Below are 22,598 nucleotides of genomic sequence, written 5' to 3' on the forward strand. Positions count from 1 at the left end.
CTTTAAGTTTTTGCCAGCAGCCAATTCAATGTTATGAAGTCTTCACGATTTTTAGAATACATCTATATTGATTATTATTCATCTACCCCTAAATACATTCAGTTGGCCAACTCGATCATCAAAAGTGTACGCGAAGGAAAGTTGGTCATTAACGAAACGCTGCCATCTATTAACGAGTTAAACTGCAACTTTGAAATATCACGTGATACTGCAGAAAAAGCCTATAAACACCTCAAATCAATCGGTCTGCTTGGCTCTGTGCCCGGTAAAGGTTATTATATTAAAAACACCGAGGCCGGGCAGCAGTTCAAAGTGTTTTTAATATTCAATAAACTAAGCACCCATAAGAAACTGGTTTATGATGCTATAGTTGATGGTCTTGGCCATGAAGCGGCAATCGATTTTTATATATACAATAACGACTTTGAGTTTTTCAAGAAGCTACTTCAAAACAACAGCAATGATTATACTCATTATGTGATACTGCCCCACTTTATGCACGGCGGCGAAAACGTTCATGATATCATTAATACCCTGCCCAAAGAGAAATTGATCATACTTGATAAATTAGTGCCGGGAATAAAAGGCGATTTTGCTGCTGTGTATGAAAACTTTGAAAAAGACATTTACCTGGCCCTGGAAGAAGCCTTACCGCAGCTGAGAAATTATCATACCCTAAAGATCATATTTCCTGAATACACCTATTTCCCGGGCGAAATACTGAAAGGCTTTTTTAGTTTCTGTATTCAATATGCTTTTACTTACAAAGTAGTTCATGATATACAAGGTGAACCGATAAATGAAGGAGATGTATTCATTAACCTGATGGAAAACGACCTTGTGGTTTTGATTGAAAGGATCCTGGCTACAGAGCTAAAAATAGGTAAAGATGTTGGCGTGATCTCGTACAATGAAACCCCGCTGAAAAAAATCATCCTGAATGGCTTAACCACCATATCAACAGATTTTGAACGGATGGGAAAAATGACTGCGGAGATCATTAAAAATGGCTCCACTGGGCGTTATGAGGTGCCATTTTACCTAACGCTCAGGGCTTCATTATAGTGATTTTCTGATAATGATTTTGAAGGCGTTTTTAATAACAGCCGCTTTATTTTGCAACATCAATTCGGCCGTTTTCCTGCCCATCTCTTCAAAATCACTGGTAATAACGGTAATATCCAATAATTCTTTAAACACGGTTTCATTGAAAGATATAATCCCTATATCTTTCCCTAATTCATAACCGCTTGCCCTGGCACCTTTGATCAAATCGGCCAGATCATTTTCGGTAAGTGCAATATAAACAGTTCCTTTTTTAAGATCCTCTGCTTTAAAAGCATCTATTACCTCGAATTTCTTGTTGTTTTCGTCGCAAAACTGCATGATCCCATCCTTAATTTCAGGCGGATGATGACGATCCAAGGGATATATGATGATTAATTTTTCATATTTGGAAATCAGGTCGGCAACCACATTTAACGCGCCATAGATATCGTTACGAAAATCCTGGAATACAGCTGATTGCTTGGGTAGTTTGGGCAAATCTTTATCCAGCAATATCAACTGATCAATTGGGATCTTTTTTAAGATGTTTAGATATTCCTGCTCGTTACTATAGTCAAAAAAATGCGGCATTACCACATAGTAATGGTAATTTCCCAAATTAGCATCTATGCTTTCCTCAAGCAAAGCGGGATTGTAATGATGAATATGAAGATCGACCCTGGCCTTATCGCCTAAAGTACGTACGATGGTATCATAAACGGTTTTCTTATAAGAGCTTAACTTATTGAACAGCAAAAGCACTTTTATCCTCACATCCGGCTTACCAAGTACAAAATAGCCTTTGCCCGAAACCGACTGGATATAGCCATTGTTCTTAAGAATCATGTAAGCTTTTTCAATGGTATCCCTTGCTACACCGTGTTGTTTGCTGTAGCTGTTAATTGACAGCAGCTTTTCATTTTTCCGGTAAATACCTTTGTCAATATTCTTACTTATAGTTCCGACAATTTGCTGTACCAGGGATTTCGCCCCGTAATTAGCTCTTTGCTTTGTTTGCATTATGCTTTATTTATTATTGGTTTACAATTGTCGTTTAAACAATCCTTTAAATTTGTCAAAGCCGGTTACAAGCAATGAAAATATAAAATATGTTATTAAACTAAAATATTGGGATTAAGAAAGGGTGCCGGTATTTTTCTTTGTTAGCTGCTCAGGGCCTCATTTCTGTAAATTTATATATAATAAGGGCATTTAGAAGTGTTATGAGGATGGTAAAATTCAAATATCTTTATTGTCTAAATTTTAATGCTGGGATAATAAAAAAGAGTTGACTTTGGTGTATCACTTACCGATACAAAACTTACTAAATATATTATCCAGCAAATCATCGGTTGTAACAACACCTGTAATCTCCCCTAAATAATGTAACCCCTGCTTAATATCCATTGATAGAAAATCGGATGTAATGCTGCCATCAATACCGCCCAGCACTCTTACAAGTGCGTCTTCGGTTTTTTGCAGGGCTTCAAGGTGACGAATATTGGTTACCAGCGTTTCATCACCGCTAAGCTGATCTTTTACTGCCGATGAGTAGATTTTATGTTTAAGCTCATCAATATGGCGCTTTTCTTTGGCCGAAATAATGATTGCCCTATCGGTATGCGGAAGCGCCGACAATTGCTCAGGGTTTAGCAAATCGGCTTTATTAGCCACAACCAACATGGTAATACCTGGCTTTTGCAGACTTTCTATATCTTTATTCAGCTCTTCAATGGTAATTTCTGTTGCGTCAAAAACATAAACCAACAGGGCCGACTGGCTGATCTTTTCCATAGTACGTTGTACCCCTATCTGTTCAATTGCATCAGTGGCTTCACGGATCCCGGCGGTATCTATCAGTCTGAAATTGATACCCTGGATATTTAATACTTCTTCAATAGTATCCCTTGTAGTGCCTGGGATATGGCTCACTATGGCACGCTCCTCATTTAGTAACGCGTTTAGCAAGGTAGATTTACCAGCATTCGGCCTACCGGCGATAACGGTATTGACGCCATTTTTAATGGCATTACCCAATTCAAACGACTGGATCAGCCTGCCCACTATTTTAGCGATCTCATGAATCAGTTGTTTCAGTTGGTCGCGGTTGGCAAATTCTACATCTTCTTCAGCAAAATCAAGCTCAAGCTCAATGAGTGATGCAAAGTTTACCAACTGCTCACGCAAGGCTTGTAGCTGTGTACTAAAACCACCCCGAAGTTGTTGTAAGGCCACCTGTTGAGATGCTTTAGAATTAGAAGCGATCAGGTCGGCAACGGCTTCGGCCTGGCTCAAATCAAGCTGTCCGTTCAGGAATGCCCTTAGGGTAAACTCGCCGGGTTTGGCGGAGCGTGCACCTTTTTTGATGAACAGTTTGATGATACTTTCGATAATATAACCCGAAGCATGACACGAAATCTCTACCACATTTTCGCGGGTGTATGACCGCGGACCAACAAACAGCGATACCAGCACCTCGTCCAAAATCAACTCGCCATCGGCAATGCTTCCAAAATGGATAGTATGCGATGCCTGTTTGCTCAGGTCTTTGCCTTTAAAAACGCTATTGGCAATGGTTATGGCATCCGGGCCCGAAAGGCGGATCACAGCTATGGCGCCCAACCCGTTTGGTGTGGCAAGGGCCACTATGGTATCGGTATTATCTGTCATTTTTAGTTGATAGTTGATGGTTCATAGATCATAGCCCGAAGCTCGCCTAATTTACCAAAGTGCAAAGGTCGTTATTTCGTGGTGATTTTTCTCACCGACTCCTTCTAATCCATCTCCATATGACTTGAACATGAAAAACGCAGGCATACCATGAACTATGATCCATGAACCATTAACTAAAATCTTTACCTTCGCAACCAATTATGGTAACTTTTTTTGAAGCTTCGCTCGAAACTATTTCAGTACATCATGTTGGTAATCAGTCGCAGGAAGAGATGTATGCCCTGTCTGAACAACCGCTTGAATTGAAAGATGAGATCATTCCTAACCTGCTTATGCAGTATTTTCTGAAACCTTTTGAAAAAGCGAATGAGGTTTACCACCTGATGCACAGTAGCGGCGATCTGGAATTGAACGAGCTGCATCACTTTGCTACGCAGGTATTTGATGACAATACTAAATTTCATGAGGCATCTGAGAAAATAGCGAAGCATTTGTATAAGGTTACCAATCACCCTAACATCAAAGGCGGCGAGCTTTACGTGGTTTACTTCAATAAAGTACAAATTGAAGGCAACCCGCTGGATGCAATCGGTATATTCAAATCAGAAAATAAGGAAACTTATTTAAAAGTTTATCCGGATAAAGGTGGTTTCCAGGTTGATTATGAGCAGGACGCCATCAACATCAACAAACTGGATAAAGGAGTACTGATCTTCAACATTGAGAAAGAGAACGGCTATAAGGTAGTTGTGGTTGATAAAACCAACACAGGACAGGAAGCAGCCCGGTTCTGGAAAGATGACTTTCTGCAGCTCAAAATTCGTAACGATAGCTTTAACCAAACTAATAACACGCTTGGCATTTACAAAAACTTTATCACCGAAAAAATCGATGAAGAATTTGAGATGAGCAAAGCCGATAAGATCGACCTGCTCAACCGCTCCATGAAATATTTTAAGGAGAAGGAAACTTTTGATATGGAAGAGTTCTCGAACGAGGTAATTGGCAATGAGCAGGCCATCGAGTTGTTCAAAAACTTTAAAAACCAATATGAGGAAGAGTTTGACAGCCCTATTGCCGATAATTTTATCATTTCAGAAAATGCGGTAAAAAAACAGGCCCGTGTTTATAAAAGCGTGTTAAAGCTCGATAAAAACTTCCACATCTATATCCACGGCGATAAGGAGTTGATTGAGAAAGGCTTTGATGATGGCCGGGCAATGAATTACTATAAGGTTTATTTTAAGGAGGAAGCATAATCGCAAAAAATAACAGATAGTGGATAAACCTTTGTTTTTCGTGACAGTCATACCTGCATAACGAAAAATAAACTTGATCACATGTCTGCCTTAAAAAACTCAATTATATGCTTGTCAATTCTACTGCTCCTCTCTGGATGCAGTGTAAAACACTACACCATCGGGATGAGTGAAAGTGAGTTTAAAAATTCAGAAAAGTACAACCTGGAATTAGTTGAAGAAACATCACAACACGCCGTATACAGACGAGTAGCTGCGGCAGATGCACAAATGAAACCAGTATCATACCATTACTATTATTTTAATAGCGGAACATTAGTACGCACAGAACTTGTTGAAACGCCTAAACCAGGCATAGTGTTATTGAGCAAATAAATTAAAACTGCACGCCCCAACGTTCTTCAATCCCCAATCCAAATAAGGCAAAATCATATTTAACAGGATCGTTCGGGTCAAAGTCGCGGAGTCTTTCGGTTAATTCAACGGCAGTTTGCCAGTCGGTTTGTTTGCGGTTGATCAAGTTGAGCTTGCGCGATACCCTGTCCACATGCAAATCAAGCGGACAGATCAGGTCGGCTGGTTTAATACGGTTCCAGATGCCGAAGTCAACACCATTATCGTCTTTACGTACCATCCAGCGTAAAAACATATTCAAGCGCTTACAAGTTGATTTTTGCGAAGGCGATGAAACATGCTTTTTAGTTCGATGAGGAAAATCAGGTAAAGAAAAAAAATAAGACCGAAAATAGTTTAAAGCAATTTCAACTGCCTGCATCTTTTGCTCCCCCTTTAGGGGGCTGGGGGGCACAAAAGCATCCTCCAACGATTCGAACTTTTCATAATGCTGCCTGAAGAAAGCAATGAAATATAAAGTATCCACATCATTAAAGGTGCGGTGTTTAAACTTCAGCAGCTTTTTAAGATCGGGTTCTTCATGGTTAATGATGAAATCATAAGGAGCGCCATCCATTAAGGCGATGAGTTCCTTACATTTCCTGATGATGGTAACCCGTTGTCCCCAGGCTAATGTGGCCGCCCAGAAGCCCATGATCTCAATATCCTGCTTCCTGCTAAATATGTGCGGGATGGTAACCGGATCATTCTCAATAAACTCAGGGCGATTGTATTGGGCAACTTTAGCGTCGAGGAAAGCTTTGAGAGCTTCGCTCCCTATCCCCCTAAAGGGAGAATTGTTCTTATCAGATTCTATATCCATGTGCCGAAAAGTTCACATTTAATATATTTCACGTGAACCGCTGTTTATCATACCTATTGCTTCCATAAAAGTAAGGGCAATAGGTTCGCAGTCGATTGAATAATCATTAAAAATTCCCACCGTATTTCTCTTAAAGCCAATAACGTGGCTCATTATTAAAAAATCACAAAAGCCTATAATATTCTTATTCTTGCTTTCGACAAATTCTTCTATAATCCTATCGAGTGACCAAAAAGAAAACATATACTCCTGCCATTCATACCCGTAAAATCCGTTTACAACAGCATAAAGCGCTTTAAAATCATCAGGAAAGCTAAAACTTAGAATAGTTTCAGCTTTCTCGAAATCAGCGGCAGTTGCTGGTGGGTTTATTTTTACCTCACATTCATCCCAAAACGCAATAGCTTCCTTTATCCAATCCTCCATAAGAAAATTTTGATTAAAGGCTTCTTTTTAGCTCAGCGCTTGTTTAATATCTTCCAGCAAGTCCTCAATATCCTCAACACCTACACTCAAACGCAACAGGTTGTCAACTACACCGGCTTTTTCACGTTCAGCTTTAGGGATTGAACCATGGGTCATGCTTACCGGGTGATTGATCAGTGATTCAACACCGCCTAATGATTCGGCTAATGAAAATACTTTGAATGACGAAGCAATGCGAAAAGTTTCCTGCAGATCGGCACCTTTAAGCACGATACTGATCATGCCCCCAAAATCGCGCATTTGTTTTTTGGCGATGTCATGATTAGGATGGTCGGTAAAGCCCGGCCAGTAGATTTTTTCAACTTTGGGATGATCTTTCAAAAACTCCGCTACCTGCCTGCCGTTCTCGCAATGCGCTTTCATACGCAGGTGCAGGGTTTTGATACCACGCAGCACCAGGAAGCTATCCATTGGCCCCGGTGTAGCACCGCAGGCATTGTAAATGAACCAGAGCTTTTTGTAAAGTTCCTCATCGTTCAGCATCAATGCACCCATTACCACATCGCTGTGGCCACCGATGTATTTGGTTACTGAGTGCATCACAATATCCGCCCCCAGGTCGATAGGGTTTTGCAGGTATGGCGATGCAAAGGTGTTATCAACTACAAAAAGTAAATTCTTTTCTTTGGTGATTTTACCTATGGCTTCCACATCAACAATGCGCATGGTTGGGTTGGTAGGTGTTTCTATCCAAACCAGTTTGGTTTTGTCATTCACATGAGCACGCACAAGTTCCGGATCAGACAGATCCAGAAAATGGAACTTGATGCCATAGTTAGCAAAGATCTTGGTAAAGATCCGGTACGAACCACCATAAAGGTCGTTGCCGGTAATCACTTCATCGCCCGGAGCAAGCAGTTTCATCACCGCATCGGTAGCCCCCATACCGCTCGAAAAAGCCAAACCGAACTTAGCATTTTCCAAAGCTGCCAAACAGTCTTCCAAAGCCTTACGGGTTGGATTAGTACCACGCGAGTACTCATAACCTTTATTATCCCCCGGCGATTTTTGCCAGTAGGTTGAAGTCTGGTATATCGGCGTCATGATAGCGCCGGTTGTTGGATCGGGCTCCTGCCCTGCGTGTATTGCTTTAGTTGCGAATTTCATACCCCCTAACCCCCTAAAGGGGGAATTTGGAATGCGTCCCATCCCCTACAATGAAACCTGTTTACATTTATATATCCCTTAGGGAAGGATATTATAATTGGCATTTACGCTTACACTCCCCCTTCAGGGGGCCGGGGGGTTAATACGCTCTTGCAAACAACACCCTCTGCGTTGAAGGGTTCCCTGTCAAAATGCACTTACCTTCTTCCTGTTTGTTATTCAAAGGTATGCAACGGATTGTCGCCTTAGTTTCCTCTTTTATTTTTTGTTCTGTTTCGGATGTGCCATCCCAGTGAGCACTCAGGAAACCCGGTTGCTCATCTAACAGGCGTTTAAACTCATCCCAGGTATCAACCTCAGTGGTATTTTCAGCACGGAAATCGAACGCTTTTTTGTAGATGTTATTTTGGATCTCTTCAAGCAGGCTTTCTATTTTACCGGCAAGACCTTCCTGTGTGGTAGTTTCTTTGGTTTTAGTATCACGACGGGCCAGCTCAACGGTACCGTTCTGCATATCGCGGCTGCCTATGGCTACGCGCAACGGTACGCCTTTCAGTTCGTATTCAGCAAATTTAGCTCCCGGGCGATGGGTATCGCGGTTATCAAATTTCACAGAGATACCTTTAGCCTTAAGTTCTTTTTTCAACGAATCAACGTACGCGCTGATATTGTCGAGCTCTTCCTGGTGCTTGTAAATTGGTACGACAACCACCTGTATTGGCGCAAGTTTTGGAGGTAACACTAAACCTGCATCATCGCTATGGGCCATAATGAGTGCTCCAATCAAACGGGTTGAAACACCCCATGAAGTGGCCCAAACGTGCTCAATTTTATTTTCCTTATTGGTGAACTTTACGTCGAAAGCCTTGGCAAAATTTTGACCTAAAAAGTGCGATGTACCGGCTTGCAAAGCTTTACCATCCTGCATCAGCGCCTCAATACAATAGGTGTCCAAAGCACCTGCAAAACGCTCGTTAGCCGTTTTACGGCCTTTTACTACTGGTAGCGCCATCCAGTTTTCGGCAAAGTCGGCATATACGTTCAGCATCTGCTCGGTTTCGGCAATCGCCTCATCAGCTGTAGCGTGGGCAGTATGGCCTTCCTGCCATAAAAATTCGCTGGTACGTAAAAACAAACGGGTGCGCATTTCCCAGCGCATTACGTTTGCCCACTGGTTAACGAGGATAGGCAGGTCGCGGTATGATTGGATCCAGCCTTTATAGGTGTTCCAGATTATGGTTTCTGATGTTGGGCGGATGATCAGCTCTTCTTCAAGTTTTGCTTCTTCATCCACAATAATATTGCCTTCACCATCATTTTTGAGGCGGTAGTGAGTTACGACAGCGCATTCTTTTGCAAAACCGTCAACATGGCTGGCTTCTTTACTAAAAAAAGACTTGGGTATTAAAAGCGGAAAATACGCATTACTGTGGCCGGTATCCTTAAACATCTCGTCAAGTACAGCCTGGATCTTTTCCCATATCGAATAACCGTAGGGTTTAATGATCATACAGCCCCTAACCGGCGAATACTCGGCCATGTCAGATTTAATTACTAAGTCGTTAAACCATTGCGAATAATCTTCGTCTTTACTAATAACACCTTTGCTCATATTGATTGGATAGAATTTGGACTTCTGTAATTGTTGTATATTGCTGCCAAATTTATAAATTTAAAACTTATTTGACCTTGCACTTTTTACTTACCTGTATATGAAACGGAACATCGCGATAGGAATGTTTATTATCGGTGCCATGGCGCTGAGTTCCTGCTCTACAACCAAGCTTGCATCAAACCAAAGTAACGACGATGTTTATTTTTCTGACGCGCGAGCGGGTAGCGAACCTGTTTATGCACAGCAGCCGGCCTACAACCAAACTCCGGTTGCCCAGGATGGCTACAGCGATGACGACGATGATTACTTTTATTATGATGATTACGCTTCGCGGATAAACCGTTTCAGTTATTTCTCTCCTTTTGGCTATTATGATGATTTTTACTCAGCATATAACAACTATCCTTATTATAATTATGGATTGGGCTACGGTGGTTTAGGCTACTATGACGGTTATTACAACGGCTGGGGGCCAGGCTATGGCGGCTACTACGGCGGTTGGGGCCTGGGCTTAGGTTATGGTTATGGTGGTTATTACGGCGGATGGGGCTTAGGCTACGGATATGGCGGCTGGGGGCACGGTGGATATTATGGTGGCGGGTATGGAGGCGGATATGGCGGGTATTATGCCGGCGGATATGCTTCATCAGGCACGCCGCGACCTTATCGTGGCAATGGCAATCCGTTCGCAGGCAGCAATCGTCCGGTTAGCAGCGCTGTTTCGGGTATAGGTTATATTCCGGGAGGCCGCAACAGGCCTATCGGCAGCCGCACAAATACTTACAGTACGTATAGCACCGGCAGCAGCAATAATGGGAGCAACAGTTACAATAACAACGGTACCCGTTATGCCCGTCCTGCACGTACAGACGCGGCACCATCAAGGGGCGATGCACAGCCTGTTTACAGGCAACCACAGGTCGAACGTACATCGCAGCAACCATCTTATACACCATCATCAAGCTCAAGCAGCGGCGGCAGTTCACGCAGCACCGGCAGCAGCAGCGGAGGTGGCGGCGGCAGACCATCAAGACCATAAACCTAAATCTTATATTTTATTTACCTGAATTTTATGAAAATCAAGTATTTACTAAGCGTAATTGCTATAGTAGCAATTACTAAAGATAGCTTTGCTCAATACTCACAGGATGCCATCAGGTTTTCTACCTTTCAAACCGGGTCAACATCACGCATCAAGGCTATCGGCAACGCGGGTACGGCCATAGGTGGCGATCTGACCTCAATAAGCGGAAACCCTGCGGGTTTGGGATTTTTTACCCATTCGGAAGTTAGCCTTACACCCGAGTACAATGGTTCAAAAATAAACTCAAGCTTTTTTGGGCAGCCAGGCAGCGCAAACCGCAATGATGTAAACATGAGTAATGCGGCGGTAGTGTTATATCAGCAGCTAAATACTACGCACAAGGATAAAAGCAAAGGCTGGCTAAGTATTAACTACGGAGCGGGTTACAGCCGCACCAACAATTTTTATGAAAATGTTGCTTATGGCGGCACAAACCAAACAAGTTCTATTTCTGATTACTACGCGGGTATCGCAAAACGCGAGGTATCTCAATATGGCAGTGTTAACCCCAACGGACTTGATGGCTGGGCTTATGACCATATCCTGATCGATAACTTTGGACCTGCATCTAACCCAGATTCATATTCAAGCACAGTGAATGTTCCGGTAAGACAGCTGGCTGGTATTACCCGCACCGGTGGGCAGTCGGAGTTTAACCTATCATTTGGTGCCAATTACAGCAATAAGCTTTATGTAGGTCTGGGCTTGGCTATTACCGATATCAGGTATAATTCACATGCCCGCTTTACCGAAAATGGCAATGCTGTTATAACTAACGGCGGCAACCCTGTAGATTTTGCATCCACTTTTGCGCAGGATCAAAGTACCAAAGGCTCGGGCTTCAACGCCAAATTGGGTATTATTTACAAACCGGTACAAGCTGTACGCTTAGGTTTCGTATTTACTTCACCCACGTTTTATAACATTGACGATTCGTATTCCGAAGGACTTGCCACACAATATACCGGCGGAAAAAGCTATAGCAACGTATCCGATCCATATCAGCTGAGCTATAACCTGCGTACTCCGCTTAAACTGGCTGGTGGCGCAGCAGTCTTTATAGGCAAATACGGTTTTATCAGCGGCGACGTTGAATATATCGATTATACAACAACCCACTTAAGCAGCAATGACAGCTACACTGCCGATGGCGATAACAGCGATATCAAATCACTTTACCGTTCAACAGTGAACCTGCACGTTGGTGCCGAAATTAATGTAAACAGCCTGGTTTATTTACGTGGCGGTTATAGCCAGCAAGGCAACCCAATTAAAGATTTGGGCAGCGATATCAAAACTGTTAGCGGCGGTATAGGCGTTCATTTTGGTGCATATTTTATTGATGCTACCTATGCAAGGGTAACCGGCAACCAAACCATCTTCCCTTATGAGGTTGGGGCAACCAGTCCGTTTGCTGATTTGAAGAAAACTAACAACAACGCTTTCCTTACTTTAGGATACCGCTTTTAACCGTTGATTTCTTTGATTGATTACGCTGATTGCGTTGATCTGTTCAGCCTGTCTTTTCGTTATGAAAAGACAGGCTGTTTCATTTAAGCACCATCGTTGTCCCGTTGTTGGTATTGTCACCATAGGTGTTCGGAAGATTCAGATCGGTTGGGAATGCTGGTTAAAAAAGCCATGTCATTGCGAGGAGCGGCGAGGGCAAGAGCACTTGGGGCAACGTGGCAATCCCGTAACTATACAGGGCGGATATGCATTGGCTACGAGATTGCCACGCTACGCTCGCAATGACATATTTTTTTTATTTAAAAAGTAGAGATAATTTCATCTTCCGAACACCTATTGTATTGTCACCAATGATGGCGACAAAGTCAAAATGTGCTATTATCTGCGAAATCAACGAAATCAAATAAATCAGTGGTCAAAATCAATGGAATCAAAAAAAATCACCGGTCAAAATAGCTAACTTGCCCTTCATAATTTAAATTGACCATGAACAAAAACCTACTAAAAAGTACAGGTCTTTTAGTGCTGCTGACCGGTATCTGCTTTAACTCAGTAGCCCAGCAGTCTGCAGAAACAAAAGCCTGGGTAGCCAAATCAAACGAGTATACCAAAATCATCATTGATCTGGACAAAAAATACTCACCTGAGTACGGATCGTCACAGGGGCTGGCAGAATATGACAGCGATATAGCCGTGCCAACCCTGCAAAACATAATGGCCGAACGTAAGGATGAGGAAGCCGTTGTTGCCAAACTTACCGAAGCTCTTAAAACCGAAAAAAACACCTTTATCCAGCAGGATATCAATATCATTATAACACACCTTAAACTGGGTTTCCGCCAGCAGGACTTTGAACTGAGCCGCCAAGTACCATTTCTTAATGCGTCATCAACCATTTACAGCGGATTGGAAACGCTGCTTGATGATCAAACTCCAGAAGCGCGCCGCCAGGCAGCTGTAATGCGCATTCGTAAATATGCCGGTTTGGAAAAAGGCTACAAACCTTTGGCGGCCATTTACAAAGAACGCGTACAACAACAGATGGCAGGCAAAAATATGATCTATCCGTCAAAGCAGCGTATGGAAACCGATCTTTCACGCAATGCAAGCATCGTTAGCGGTATCGCTGAGCTTTGTACCAAATACAAGGTGACCGGCTGGGAACAACCCTATGCCACACTTAAAAAACAACTGGAAGATTATGATAAATGGGTAAAAGCAAATGTATTGGTAAAAGCCCGTACAGACTTCCGCTTACCTCCGGAAGAGTATGCTATGAATTTAGAAGCCTATGGCATTGATATCCCACCGGCTAAAGTAGCTGAAATGGCACATGCATTGTTCAACCAGATCCAGGATGAAATGAAACCCATTGCCGAGCAGATAGCCAAAAAACGCAACCTACCATCAAGTGATTATCGCGCAGTGATCCGCGAGCTTAAAAAAGAGCAGATCCATGGTGATTCTATTATTCCACTGTATGAGCAACATCTGAAAGATATAGAAGGTATCATCCGTGAACATCAGCTGGTAACACTGCCAAACCGCCCGGCTATTATCCGTTTGGCAACTGCCGCCGAAACTGCACAAAGCCCTGCTCCCCACATGGTACCACCACCATTCCTGAATAATACCGGCCAGCGAGGCGTATTTGTGCTGCCTTTAAATATGCCTTCATCACCGGGCGAAAAAGCTACCGACAAATATGACGACTTTACTTTTGATGCCGCCTCATGGACCATCATAGCCCACGAAGCAAGGCCAGGGCATGAGTTACAATTTGATAAAATGGTAGAAGAAGGTGTTTCCCAAGCCCGTGCACTATATGCTTTTAACTCAACCAATGTGGAAGGCTGGGGTTTATATTCTGAATATATTACCCGCCCTTACATGCCGTTGGAAGGCCAATTGGTATCGTTAGATTATCGCCTGTTAAGAGCTGCCCGCGCCTTCCTTGATCCCGAATTGCAGGCCGGTAAAATCACCCAGCAGCAGGCACTTGACGTACTGATGAACGATGTGGTACAATCGCGCGCTTTTGCCCGCCAGGAAGTTGAACGGTATACCATTAACGCCCCGGGCCAAGCTAACAGCTATTTTTATGGATTTACCAAGATGATAGCCCTGCGCAAGGACACGGAAGCCGCCTTAGGCAGCAAATTCAATGCTTTGCATTTCCATGATTTCATCCTGTCGCAAGGCATCCTGCCGCCGGCATTGATCCGTGAAGCAGTAATGAATGATTTTGTGCCAAAGGAGAAGGCTTTGTAAGCTTATTTCTATAAAGAAAAAAGCCGGGTAGTTAAGCTATCCGGCTTTCTCGTTTTTAAACTTGCCATACGAACTCTCCCCCAATGGCGCAAGTGTTGTGTGGTTGGCTGGAGGGGTGCTCACTTGTGCCGTGCAATCTGTAACAAGAGAGGCACAAGTCAGCCGCGCTCATCGCCCCAAACACAAGACTTGCGCCAGTCGGAGCTCATACCCCTCCTGCTCAGTCGAAATGACATTTTAATATTTTTCGGAACCGGCTCAATTACTTCTTCGCCTGCTTTAACAGCCATTGCGCTACATCATTCACAGCCTTATCATTCTCATACCCCGCAGGCAACCTGCCGTTCACATATTCATTATACAACCATGGGTCACCAACAGCTATCACAGTTCCTTTGCCATATTTGGCAGATGCTATAATGGTTGCCCCTTCTTTGTTTTTAAGCACAGGTACAGCAGTTCCAGTTAAGCCTATTGAACAGGCATCTTTCATAAAAACTTTGGTCGCTGTTTTAAGTACAGGATTATTTTTAACGTAAACAGCGCCATCCTCAAAATGAGCATCATCTATTACATGGTTTTGCAGATCATTATTGAAATGCATCCCGAATTTGGCGGCGAGGTTATTGAAGTGTGGCAGCTCCACGTTCACACTGTCGTTTGCCATCATCAACAAAACACCGCCCTTTTTTACCCATGAGCTTATCTGCTCAATATCGTCTTCCTGAATATAGTTGGGGTTCGGGCTTTCCTTTTTGGTATCCGGATCAACTATGATATAAACAGATGATCCCTTCAGGTTTTCCAAAGTTGGAGCCGTGCCAAGTGTGTCCAGTTTGGCTCCCCTGCTTGTAAAAGCCTCGCCAAAAATCTTGAAACCATTGTTATCTGTTTCATCCCAAAGGTAATGGAAGCGTTCCGGTTGCCCGTTTGCGCCTTTATGTACTTCGTGATTAAAGTAATAATCGAGCGTTACGGTTTGGGCGCTTGCGGCAAAGCTGGCAAGGGAGAACAGGGCGATAAGTGATGATCTTAGTTTCATAGTAGGTTTATTATTTGGTTAGCCTATGGTAGGTGTTATCACCAGAGACTTCACTTTTCTTATCTATTTTCAAGGTGTTCAATTTTTTTAAGCGTAAACACTCGCACTTATTTTCAAAAAAAAACAATACTGATAATCAACAAGTTAACTTCAGTAAAAATCATTTCCTTAGCAGAAATGAACGCATATACATTAATAATCAATAAGTTACATTTTCACAAGATCAAAAATTGAACACCCTGTTTTTTGAAAAACTGAACACTTCTATCCGGGTTCAGTTTTGCAGCTTGTTCATGTTCCCTCAGGGTCTCTCGCAGAGGACCCTGAGGTTCACTGCGTTCTAAATGTCTACCAGGATATTCAGAACAGCGAATCAGCTTGGCGTATACATCAGGGTCCTCTGCGAGAGACCCTGATGGGACATTGTTCTGCCCGCTTTCACCCGAAGCTTACCTGCTGACGGGAACATCCTTCATTTATTATGTCATGGGTAACTTGTTTCAACACCCCACTCGCTAAGCCTGACGATAACCTTGCATGTGGGAGCCCGAAACAAGTTCGGGATGACGACGTTTTTATTTTTAGTTCTTTATACTCCCCCAAAAATCGAAAACCCGCCATCAACGCAAATCATCGAACCGGTTACAAATGCAGAGGCATCACTTAATAACCATACCAATGCGCCTTTCAACTCATCGGCCTGGCCGAAACGTTTAAACGGTGTTTGTTTGATCACCAGTTCACCCCTTTGGGTATAACCACCTTCGGGTTTGGTAAGCAGGTTGCGGTTTTGTTCGGTAAGGAAAAAACCGGGTGCCAATGCATTCATCCGGATGCTGTCGCCGTAACGGTTAGCCAGCTCTACCGCAAACCACTGGTTATAACAATCAACCGCGGCTTTGCCCATGTTATAACCTAACACTTTGGTTATGGCCCGTTTGCTGTTCATCGACGAAATATTAACAATGCTGCCTTTACCCGTTTTGGCAATAGCCTCGCCGAAAACCTGCGTAGGGATCAGTGTACCCCAAAGGTTCAGGTCCATCACTTTTTTCATCCCGTCGATACTCATTTTAAAAATGTCCTCGTCGGGCTGCAAAACGCCTTCGGGCATATTACCTCCGGCACCGTTCACCAGGCCATCTATCCTGCCAAAAGCAGCCAGTAATTTATCCTTGGCTGCTACCAGTTCGGCCTCGTTCATTACATCGGCAACCAGCGCTATGGCTTTACCGCCCGCGGCGTTTATTGCATTGGCGCGCTCTTCGGCCACTTGAGCATTACGGCCAAGGATGCCTACCGCACCGCCGGCTTCAACAATACCGTCAATAAATGCTTTTCCTAATATGCCTGTTCCGCCGGTTACTACAATTACTTTACCGGCTAATGAAAATTGATTATCCACTTATTTATGTTTTCTGTTGATGTATGATTATTTCAGATCAGTTATGGCTATCGCGTCCATATCGGTATAGTCGAGGTTTTCACCAGCCATACCCCAAATAAAGCTATAGTTTGACGTACCACTGCCCGAATGGATACTCCATGGCGGCGACACCACGGCATCATAATTATCCATGGTAATATGCCTTGTCTCCTGCCCCTCGCCCATATAATGGAAGATCTTTTGCCCCTGCGGCACATCGAAATAGAAATAAGCTTCCATACGCCTGTCGTGCACGTGCGCCGGCATGGTATTCCAAACACTACCTTCATGCAGTATGGTTAAACCCATCACCAGTTGGCAGCTCCGTACACCTTCCAGGTGAATATATTTATTGATGGTGCGTTTGTTTGCAGTAGCCACCGAACCCAGCTCAACTTTAACCGCATCGGCATGGGTAAGCAGGGTTGTTGGGTATACCGCATGCGCAGGTGATGATAGCAGGTAAAACACGGCAGGTACTGATGGATCAGCACTTTCAAAAGTCACGCTTTTAGTTCCTTTTCCAATATAGAGGCAGTCGAGCTTGTTCACTTCAAAAACTTGTTCATCGGCTTTTACCACGCCGGCTCCGGCCACGCTAATGATCCCGATCTCGCGGCGTTCTAAAAAATAATCGGCACGCAGATTTGGATAGTTTGGCAGTTCGAGTGTTTTGCTTACCGGGTTAGCCATGCCTACAATCATCCTGTCGTAATGGGTGTAGGTGCAATTGATTTCGTCGGGCTGTACCTGTTTATCTATCAAAAACCGTTCGCGTATGGTGGTAGTATCGTAGCTTTTAAAATCCGAAGGGTGGACACTGTGTATTGTTTTCAAAGCAAATGTTGTTTTATAATATACTGATTAATAACTACAATTCTACAACCTTAAAAACGATTTCAAAAACCATTTAATCCTTATTTTCACTTCAACGTTATAGTTTATCTGCCGTACCTTAGCACTAATAAAAATGAAACTATAACGTTAAAGTAAATATTTAACGGTTAGTATATTGTTTTATTTATTTAAGCTTGTATAATTGAATACCTTAACCGCAGCAGTTGGCTGTGTTACCAATTCAATAACCCGATAAATAACTAAAACCATGAAACATTTAACAACTTATAAAAATATCATGTTGGTAATTCTTTTTTCGCTTACGGCTGCCGGTGCTTCGGCTCAACAGCAGGAGATCACTGCTAAAAGTGCTAAAGCCTGGGTTAAAGACCGTGTTTGGGCCAATGGTTTAAAACTAAAGTTAAACTCATTAACAAATAATGTTGAGTTTGCTAAACAATATGCTGCCAATAAAGCTGCCTGGGATAAAGCGTTTGAGTTTCTTCGCGAACGCAACCTTGAACAGATTGAACCGGGCAAATATCCCTTAGATGGCGATAATGTTTATGCCATGATAACCGAAGGCCCGTCAAAAGAGCCTGAACATGCCCTATGGGAATCGCATCAAAACTATATCGACCTGCAATATGTAATTAAAGGCAAAGAAAAGATTGGCGTGGCCCCTATTGAAAGCCTGATGATTACCAAACCTTACGATCCGGAAAAAGATTTTGCCAATTACAGCGGAGATGGTAAATACTTTACCGCCACGCCCGACGAGTTTTTCCTGTTTTTCCCAAGCGATGGTCACCGCCCTAACATGAAGGTTGACGGCTATGATAAAGTGAAGAAACTGGTTATTAAGATAAAGGAGATTAAGTAATACTCTTTTTATGTCATTGCGAGGAGGAACGACGAAGCAATCGCACGGAAGCATAGCTGCTCTGTATAGTACGCGATTGCCACGCTATCGCTCGCAATGACATATTTATCTATTCTGATTCACACCTGCACCGTTTTTACCAGCTTACGTACATCAAATCCCTGCCCTGCAGCCTGCACCACTAATTGATTATAAATCTGTTCATCCAACGTTGAACGGCGGCTCAAAATCCATAAATAGTTGCGGTTGGGGTGTCCCACCATAGCATAGCTGTAATCATCGGCCAGGGCTATGATCCAATATTTACCTTTAAACGGCCACTGAAACTGAACTTCCAATTTTGCATTGCTTGTTCTGTCGGCAACCACAGCGCGCCCTTCGGCAATTTTTATCTTATTTTCTTTGATACAACGATTTTTAACTATGATGCTGCCGTCTTTGGCTAAACCATAGGCCGCAGAGGTAAAAGTGCATCCCGATTCAAACCATTGCGGGAAAGCCGCAATCTCAAACCAGGAGCCGACATATTTTTTCAAATCTACATAAGGAACAGTTTCTAGCGGCTTGCAGCGCGCAGCTTGTAAGGCCAAAGCTGTTAAACCTAATGCTACAGAGGTTGCAATGATCTCTTTCTTCATAAACCAATAACGCCCGTTACACCCAAAAAGTTTAAAACAAAAGCACATTACCGGCAACCAAACGCCATATCAATATTTAATTACCTTTGCGCCAAAGCATTATTTTATAACATGCCCGGTAAAACGAAGATCAGTATTTTAGGCTGCGGCTGGTACGGCAGCGCATTAGGTAAAGCATTAGTTGCCGATGGTATGCAGGTAAAGGGATCAACAACTTCTGCGGCTAAACTTAGCGACCTGGCCACGATGGGTATTGAGCCTTATATTGTAAACTTTTCGCCGGGAGAAGAAATATATAACGCTGATTTTTTTGATTGCGATGCTTTGTGGATAGCTATTCCTCCCAAAAGCCGTAGCGGTGAAGGGGCTGTTTTTATAGAGAAGGTTAAAGGCATTATCAATGTCATAAAACAGTTTGCTATACAAAATGTGGTATTCATCAGTTCCACAGGGGTTTATGCCGATAGCAATCAACATGTGAATGAAGAAACCGATCCTCAACCCAATACCGAAGCAGGCCGGGTATTATTCGAAGCAGAAAACCTTTTCCGTACCGAAAATAGCTTTAAAACAACCATTATCCGCTTTGCGGGATTGATCGGCCCCGGACGTAACCCGGGCAGGTTTTTCGCGGGCAAAAAGGCCATCCCCAATGGAGATGCGCCTGTGAACCTGATCCATTTGGATGACTGTATCGGCATCAGTAAAGCCATATTGGCTAAAAAAGCCTTCGGTTATCTATTTAATGGATGTTCACCTACGCATCCACTTAAGTCTGATTTTTATACACAGGCGGCCCTTGATTCGGGTTTTGAAAAACCGGAGTTTATTAAAGAGTTGAAGGAATGGAAGATTGTAGAGAGTGTGAATGTTGGGCTGATATTGGGTTATCAATACCAGGTTTTGTTGCAATAACGCAGGTTCAGGTATCTAAGCTTACGTACAATACAGCTTTTAAAATCCTCTCTCGAGAGCTATCGTGTGGACACATCTTTTTAATCTTATCATTGATAGAAAAAAATGTCATTTCGACGAGCCAAGAGTGGGGTTTGTGCGCCAGAGGTGAGGAGAAATCTTCTACGCCCTGCTTTTACAGTGTAGTTTTAGAGCCTGATGTAGAAGATTTCTCTTTCGCCCCATCACTTAATCCGCCGCTGCTCTATCGAAATGACAATTCTTTAAAGACGTGTCCACACAATAGGGCGCGGAGGAACGAGCGGTAGCAGGGGTGTGTTTCTGCTACAAGCCTTATCAAAGCAGAAACACACCTCTCCGCCCCTCTCAAGAGGGGAATCGCTCAAGTCCACACTTTTTTCATCTTAAGTTAACGGCCATAGTGTGGACGCTTGAACTTGCAATGTTTTTTAATACACCGGCGCTTTCGCCTGATCCCCCATCAAAAACACCAGCTTCCCGCCGTTCATAATATCCTTGTGGGTAATATATTCTTTGGTATAAGGCTTACCATTCAGGCTGATACTTTGCACATATTTATTTTTTCCGGATAAGTTCTTGGCCTCAATCACAAAGCTTTTTCCGCCCGCCAAAGCAATACTCACTTTATCCAACAATGGTGCGCCAAAAACATACCGCCCGTCTGCCGGGTTAACCGGATAAAAGCCCATTGCCGTAAAAATATACCAGGCCGACATTTGGCCGCAATCATCATTGCCCGAAAGACCATCGGGTTTGTTCACATAAAACTGATCGGCTATCTGCCTTACCAGTTCCTGTGTTTTAGCCGGGTTACCGGCAAGTGTATACAAATAAACTACATGATGGTTGGGCTCATTGCCATGCGCGTACTGCCCTATCAACCCGGTAACATCAAGTGTTGAACCTTTGCCAAACACTTTCGAATCCATAGTAAACAATGAATCCAACTTGCCTGAAAACGCCTTCTTGCCACCCATCAATTTAATTAAACCCGGAATATCGTGCTGTACCTGCCACGTATATTGCCAGGCGTTACCTTCGGTATAATCGCCGCCTATAGCCAGTTGACCGCTATCCAGGTTGGCAAAGGGCATCACCCATTCGCCCTTTGATTTGCGGCCGCGCATGAGCCGGGTGCTTTTATCAAACAGGTTATTATAAAACTGCGAGCGTTTAATGAAATATGCATAGTCATTTGGCTTGTTCAGCGCTTTGGCCAGTTGGGCGGTACACCAGTCGTCATAAGCGGCTTCTAAAGTACGGGAAACAGCTTCACGTTTTACGGTGTCTGATGGCAGATAGCCGTAGTGCATGTACAGGCTCCAATCGTATTTAGGATTTTTATTATGCGTGAGTGTATTTTTAATGGCCGCAAAAGCCTTTTGCTTGTCAAATCCTTTGATCCTTTTCAGAACTGCATCCACAATTACAGGTACAGCATGGTTGCCGATCATTGCGTAACTTTCCTTCCCCCACAGCGTCCAGATGGGCAGCATACCGGCAACATTGTTGTGTTGTAACATGCTCTCAACCATTTGTCCGTCCCTTTCAGGACATATAATAGTATACAATGGATGGGCTGCCCGATAAGTATCCCATAAAGAAAACGTGGAGTAAAACACTTTATCAGCCGAGCGGTGCACCAGGCTATCAGCTCCACGGTATTGGCCGTCAACATCGGCAATATTATTTGGTTGGATCAGGGCGTGGTACAGGCTGGTATAAAAAGCTATCTTCTCCTTTTCTGTCCCTTGGGCTTTAAGTTTGCCGAGGTTGCTTTCCCAGGTTCGGGCAGCTTCGGCTTTTACCTGTTCAAAGGTTTTATGCTGTGTTTCGGCCAGCAGGTTTTTACGGGCTCCGGCAATGCTTACGCCCGAAATGCCGACTTTTGCTTCAACACCTTCACCGGATTTCAGGTCGAAATCCAGCACCAGGCGGCGTTTATTATCCCCATCAATAAAATGGTGACCGGTAAACGGTCGGTTAAATATAGCGGTGAAGTATACCTTTTTATCAACCCACTGACTTGTGAAAGCATAGCCGCTGATGGTTGTTTTGCTGTTGATGGTGATCTCCCCGTCAGATACATGTTCGGCCAGTTGTTCGGCGCTCTCCACCAGACCGCTTTGCATATCAACAAGCAGGTGGGCTTTACCTGCATTAGTAAAAGTATATCGGTGTAAACCGGTATGTGCCGAGGCCGTGAGTTGGGCCTTGATATTATTATCACTCAAAAACACCTCATAATAACCCGGTGAGGCTTTTTCCTGCTGATGAGAAAATTTGCTTTGAAACTTTTGAGGCTCTTTACCCTGAAATGGGAAGAACAACACATCGCCCAGGTCAACGCCGCCGGTACCGCTCAGATGGGTATGCGCAAAGCCGGTGATCACCGTATCTTCATAACGATAGCCCGAGCAATAATTCCAGCCGAAATTGCCGGTTTCGGGGCTGAGCTGTACCATGCCAAAGGGAACTGTAGCCCCCGGAAAAGTGTGGCCCGTTGCAGATGTGCCAATGAATGTGTTTATATATTTATTATACGATTGAGCATTAGCCTCTACACCCAAAATCGACACAAATAAAATGGCAATCAGCTTTCTCATGA

General features: G+C 43.5%; 19 protein-coding genes. 8 read left to right on the forward strand and 11 right to left on the reverse strand.

The window, feature by feature from the left end; all coding sequences use genetic code 11:
* Positions 1-33 precede the first annotated feature (33 nt).
* Positions 34-1,065 (forward strand): GntR family transcriptional regulator, encoded by a 1,032-nt coding sequence (locus ACEN9X_RS03590; RefSeq protein WP_091211124.1) that lies wholly within the window; start codon positions 34-36, stop codon positions 1,063-1,065.
* Here the strand turns inward: ACEN9X_RS03590 and ACEN9X_RS03595 are convergent.
* Both ACEN9X_RS03595 and mnmE read right to left on the reverse strand, forming a co-directional pair.
* Complete coding sequence (locus ACEN9X_RS03595) at positions 1,060-2,067, reverse strand: GntR family transcriptional regulator (RefSeq protein WP_413669113.1); 1,008 nt, start codon at positions 2,065-2,067, stop codon at positions 1,060-1,062. The genes ACEN9X_RS03590 and ACEN9X_RS03595 overlap by 6 nt on opposite strands.
* 282 nt (positions 2,068-2,349) lie before the next feature.
* Positions 2,350-3,717 carry a tRNA uridine-5-carboxymethylaminomethyl(34) synthesis GTPase MnmE gene (gene mnmE, locus ACEN9X_RS03600; protein ID WP_413669114.1) on the reverse strand — a complete coding sequence of 456 codons (1,368 nt, stop codon included), beginning with the start codon at positions 3,715-3,717 and terminating at the stop codon, positions 2,350-2,352.
* Between the two features lie 203 nt (positions 3,718-3,920).
* Here mnmE and ACEN9X_RS03605 point away from each other — a divergent pair, with 203 nt between their 5' ends.
* A complete protein-coding gene (locus ACEN9X_RS03605; RefSeq protein ID WP_413669115.1) occupies positions 3,921-4,979 on the forward strand; it encodes a nucleoid-associated protein in 1,059 nt (352 codons plus the stop codon).
* Positions 4,980-5,144: 165 nt separating this feature from the next.
* The gene (locus ACEN9X_RS03610) at positions 5,145-5,354 is read left to right on the forward strand and encodes a hypothetical protein (RefSeq protein ID WP_413669116.1); all 210 of its coding nucleotides are present in this window, start codon (positions 5,145-5,147) and stop codon (positions 5,352-5,354) included.
* Between the two features lies 1 nt (position 5,355).
* Here the strand turns inward: ACEN9X_RS03610 and ACEN9X_RS03615 are convergent, their stop codons facing one another.
* The 4 genes from ACEN9X_RS03615 to proS form a co-directional block, all read right to left on the reverse strand.
* Positions 5,356-6,195 carry a TIGR02757 family protein gene (locus tag ACEN9X_RS03615; RefSeq protein ID WP_413669117.1) on the reverse strand — a complete coding sequence of 280 codons (840 nt, stop codon included), beginning with the start codon at positions 6,193-6,195 and terminating at the stop codon, positions 5,356-5,358.
* Positions 6,196-6,213: 18 nt separating this feature from the next.
* Positions 6,214-6,621, reverse strand: coding sequence for an SMI1/KNR4 family protein (locus ACEN9X_RS03620; protein ID WP_413669118.1), 408 nt, complete (start codon positions 6,619-6,621; stop codon positions 6,214-6,216).
* Between the two features lie 27 nt (positions 6,622-6,648).
* Positions 6,649-7,788 (reverse strand): cystathionine gamma-synthase, encoded by a 1,140-nt coding sequence (locus tag ACEN9X_RS03625; RefSeq protein ID WP_413669119.1) that lies wholly within the window; start codon positions 7,786-7,788, stop codon positions 6,649-6,651.
* 139 nt (positions 7,789-7,927) lie between these two features.
* On the reverse strand, positions 7,928-9,400 hold the full coding sequence (gene proS / locus ACEN9X_RS03630; RefSeq protein WP_413669120.1) for a proline--tRNA ligase: 1,473 nt from the start codon (positions 9,398-9,400) through the stop codon (positions 7,928-7,930).
* Between the two features lie 100 nt (positions 9,401-9,500).
* Between proS and ACEN9X_RS03635 the strand changes: the two genes are divergently transcribed.
* The 3 genes from ACEN9X_RS03635 (at position 9,501) to ACEN9X_RS03645 (ending at position 14,228) form a co-directional block, all read left to right on the forward strand.
* A complete protein-coding gene (locus ACEN9X_RS03635) occupies positions 9,501-10,442 on the forward strand; it encodes a hypothetical protein (protein ID WP_413669121.1) in 942 nt (313 codons plus the stop codon).
* A gap of 33 nt (positions 10,443-10,475) precedes the next feature.
* Positions 10,476-11,957, forward strand: coding sequence for an OmpP1/FadL family transporter (locus tag ACEN9X_RS03640; RefSeq protein ID WP_413669122.1), 1,482 nt, complete (start codon positions 10,476-10,478; stop codon positions 11,955-11,957).
* A gap of 486 nt (positions 11,958-12,443) precedes the next feature.
* Positions 12,444-14,228 carry a DUF885 domain-containing protein gene (locus tag ACEN9X_RS03645; RefSeq protein ID WP_413669123.1) on the forward strand — a complete coding sequence of 595 codons (1,785 nt, stop codon included), beginning with the start codon at positions 12,444-12,446 and terminating at the stop codon, positions 14,226-14,228.
* Between the two features lie 262 nt (positions 14,229-14,490).
* Here the strand turns inward: ACEN9X_RS03645 and ACEN9X_RS03650 are convergent, their stop codons facing one another.
* The 3 genes from ACEN9X_RS03650 to kduI all read right to left on the reverse strand — a co-directional run bounded on the left by ACEN9X_RS03650 (position 14,491) and on the right by kduI (position 17,533).
* Positions 14,491-15,270, reverse strand: a complete 780-nt coding sequence (locus ACEN9X_RS03650) for a hypothetical protein (RefSeq protein ID WP_413669124.1) — start codon at positions 15,268-15,270, stop codon at positions 14,491-14,493.
* A 589-nt stretch (positions 15,271-15,859) separates the two neighbouring features.
* Entirely contained in the window at positions 15,860-16,675 is an 816-nt protein-coding gene (locus tag ACEN9X_RS03655) for an SDR family oxidoreductase (protein ID WP_413669125.1), read from the reverse strand.
* A 27-nt stretch (positions 16,676-16,702) separates the two neighbouring features.
* Complete coding sequence (kduI, locus tag ACEN9X_RS03660; protein WP_413669126.1) at positions 16,703-17,533, reverse strand: 5-dehydro-4-deoxy-D-glucuronate isomerase; 831 nt, start codon at positions 17,531-17,533, stop codon at positions 16,703-16,705.
* Between the two features lie 268 nt (positions 17,534-17,801).
* Between kduI and ACEN9X_RS03665 the strand changes: the two genes are divergently transcribed.
* Entirely contained in the window at positions 17,802-18,416 is a 615-nt protein-coding gene (locus ACEN9X_RS03665) for a YhcH/YjgK/YiaL family protein (protein ID WP_413669127.1), read from the forward strand.
* Between the two features lie 119 nt (positions 18,417-18,535).
* Here ACEN9X_RS03665 and ACEN9X_RS03670 read toward each other — a convergent pair whose 3' ends face one another.
* Positions 18,536-19,054 carry a lipocalin family protein gene (locus ACEN9X_RS03670; RefSeq protein ID WP_413669128.1) on the reverse strand — a complete coding sequence of 173 codons (519 nt, stop codon included), beginning with the start codon at positions 19,052-19,054 and terminating at the stop codon, positions 18,536-18,538.
* A gap of 111 nt (positions 19,055-19,165) precedes the next feature.
* Between ACEN9X_RS03670 and ACEN9X_RS03675 the strand changes: the two genes are divergently transcribed.
* Complete coding sequence (locus tag ACEN9X_RS03675; protein WP_413669129.1) at positions 19,166-19,969, forward strand: SDR family oxidoreductase; 804 nt, start codon at positions 19,166-19,168, stop codon at positions 19,967-19,969.
* A gap of 449 nt (positions 19,970-20,418) precedes the next feature.
* Here ACEN9X_RS03675 and ACEN9X_RS03680 read toward each other — a convergent pair whose 3' ends face one another.
* A complete protein-coding gene (locus ACEN9X_RS03680) occupies positions 20,419-22,596 on the reverse strand; it encodes a GH92 family glycosyl hydrolase (RefSeq protein WP_413669130.1) in 2,178 nt (725 codons plus the stop codon).
* Positions 22,597-22,598 lie beyond the last annotated feature (2 nt).

Origin of the sequence: Mucilaginibacter sp. Mucisp86, from assembly GCF_047324315.1 — a bacterium.
Taxonomy (GTDB): Bacteria; Bacteroidota; Bacteroidia; order Sphingobacteriales; family Sphingobacteriaceae; genus Mucilaginibacter.

Bases quoted from the DNA above. Each gene is read 5' to 3' on its own strand.
- ACEN9X_RS03590 (WP_091211124.1), top strand. From the start codon at position 34: ATGAAGTCTTCACGATTTTTAGAATACATCTATATTGATTATTATTCA.
- ACEN9X_RS03670 (WP_413669128.1), bottom strand. From the start codon at position 19,054: ATGAAGAAAGAGATCATTGCAACCTCTGTAGCATTAGGTTTAACAGCT.
- ACEN9X_RS03675 (WP_413669129.1), top strand. From the start codon at position 19,166: ATGCCCGGTAAAACGAAGATCAGTATTTTAGGCTGCGGCTGGTACGGC.
- mnmE (WP_413669114.1), bottom strand. From the start codon at position 3,717: ATGACAGATAATACCGATACCATAGTGGCCCTTGCCACACCAAACGGG.
- ACEN9X_RS03645 (WP_413669123.1), top strand. From the start codon at position 12,444: ATGAACAAAAACCTACTAAAAAGTACAGGTCTTTTAGTGCTGCTGACC.
- ACEN9X_RS03635 (WP_413669121.1), top strand. From the start codon at position 9,501: ATGAAACGGAACATCGCGATAGGAATGTTTATTATCGGTGCCATGGCG.
- proS (WP_413669120.1), bottom strand. From the start codon at position 9,400: ATGAGCAAAGGTGTTATTAGTAAAGACGAAGATTATTCGCAATGGTTT.
- ACEN9X_RS03620 (WP_413669118.1), bottom strand. From the start codon at position 6,621: ATGGAGGATTGGATAAAGGAAGCTATTGCGTTTTGGGATGAATGTGAG.
- ACEN9X_RS03625 (WP_413669119.1), bottom strand. From the start codon at position 7,788: ATGAAATTCGCAACTAAAGCAATACACGCAGGGCAGGAGCCCGATCCA.
- ACEN9X_RS03665 (WP_413669127.1), top strand. From the start codon at position 17,802: ATGAAACATTTAACAACTTATAAAAATATCATGTTGGTAATTCTTTTT.
- ACEN9X_RS03595 (WP_413669113.1), bottom strand. From the start codon at position 2,067: ATGCAAACAAAGCAAAGAGCTAATTACGGGGCGAAATCCCTGGTACAG.
- ACEN9X_RS03650 (WP_413669124.1), bottom strand. From the start codon at position 15,270: ATGAAACTAAGATCATCACTTATCGCCCTGTTCTCCCTTGCCAGCTTT.
- ACEN9X_RS03610 (WP_413669116.1), top strand. From the start codon at position 5,145: ATGAGTGAAAGTGAGTTTAAAAATTCAGAAAAGTACAACCTGGAATTA.
- ACEN9X_RS03640 (WP_413669122.1), top strand. From the start codon at position 10,476: ATGAAAATCAAGTATTTACTAAGCGTAATTGCTATAGTAGCAATTACT.
- ACEN9X_RS03680 (WP_413669130.1), bottom strand. From the start codon at position 22,596: ATGAGAAAGCTGATTGCCATTTTATTTGTGTCGATTTTGGGTGTAGAG.
- ACEN9X_RS03605 (WP_413669115.1), top strand. From the start codon at position 3,921: ATGGTAACTTTTTTTGAAGCTTCGCTCGAAACTATTTCAGTACATCAT.
- ACEN9X_RS03615 (WP_413669117.1), bottom strand. From the start codon at position 6,195: ATGGATATAGAATCTGATAAGAACAATTCTCCCTTTAGGGGGATAGGG.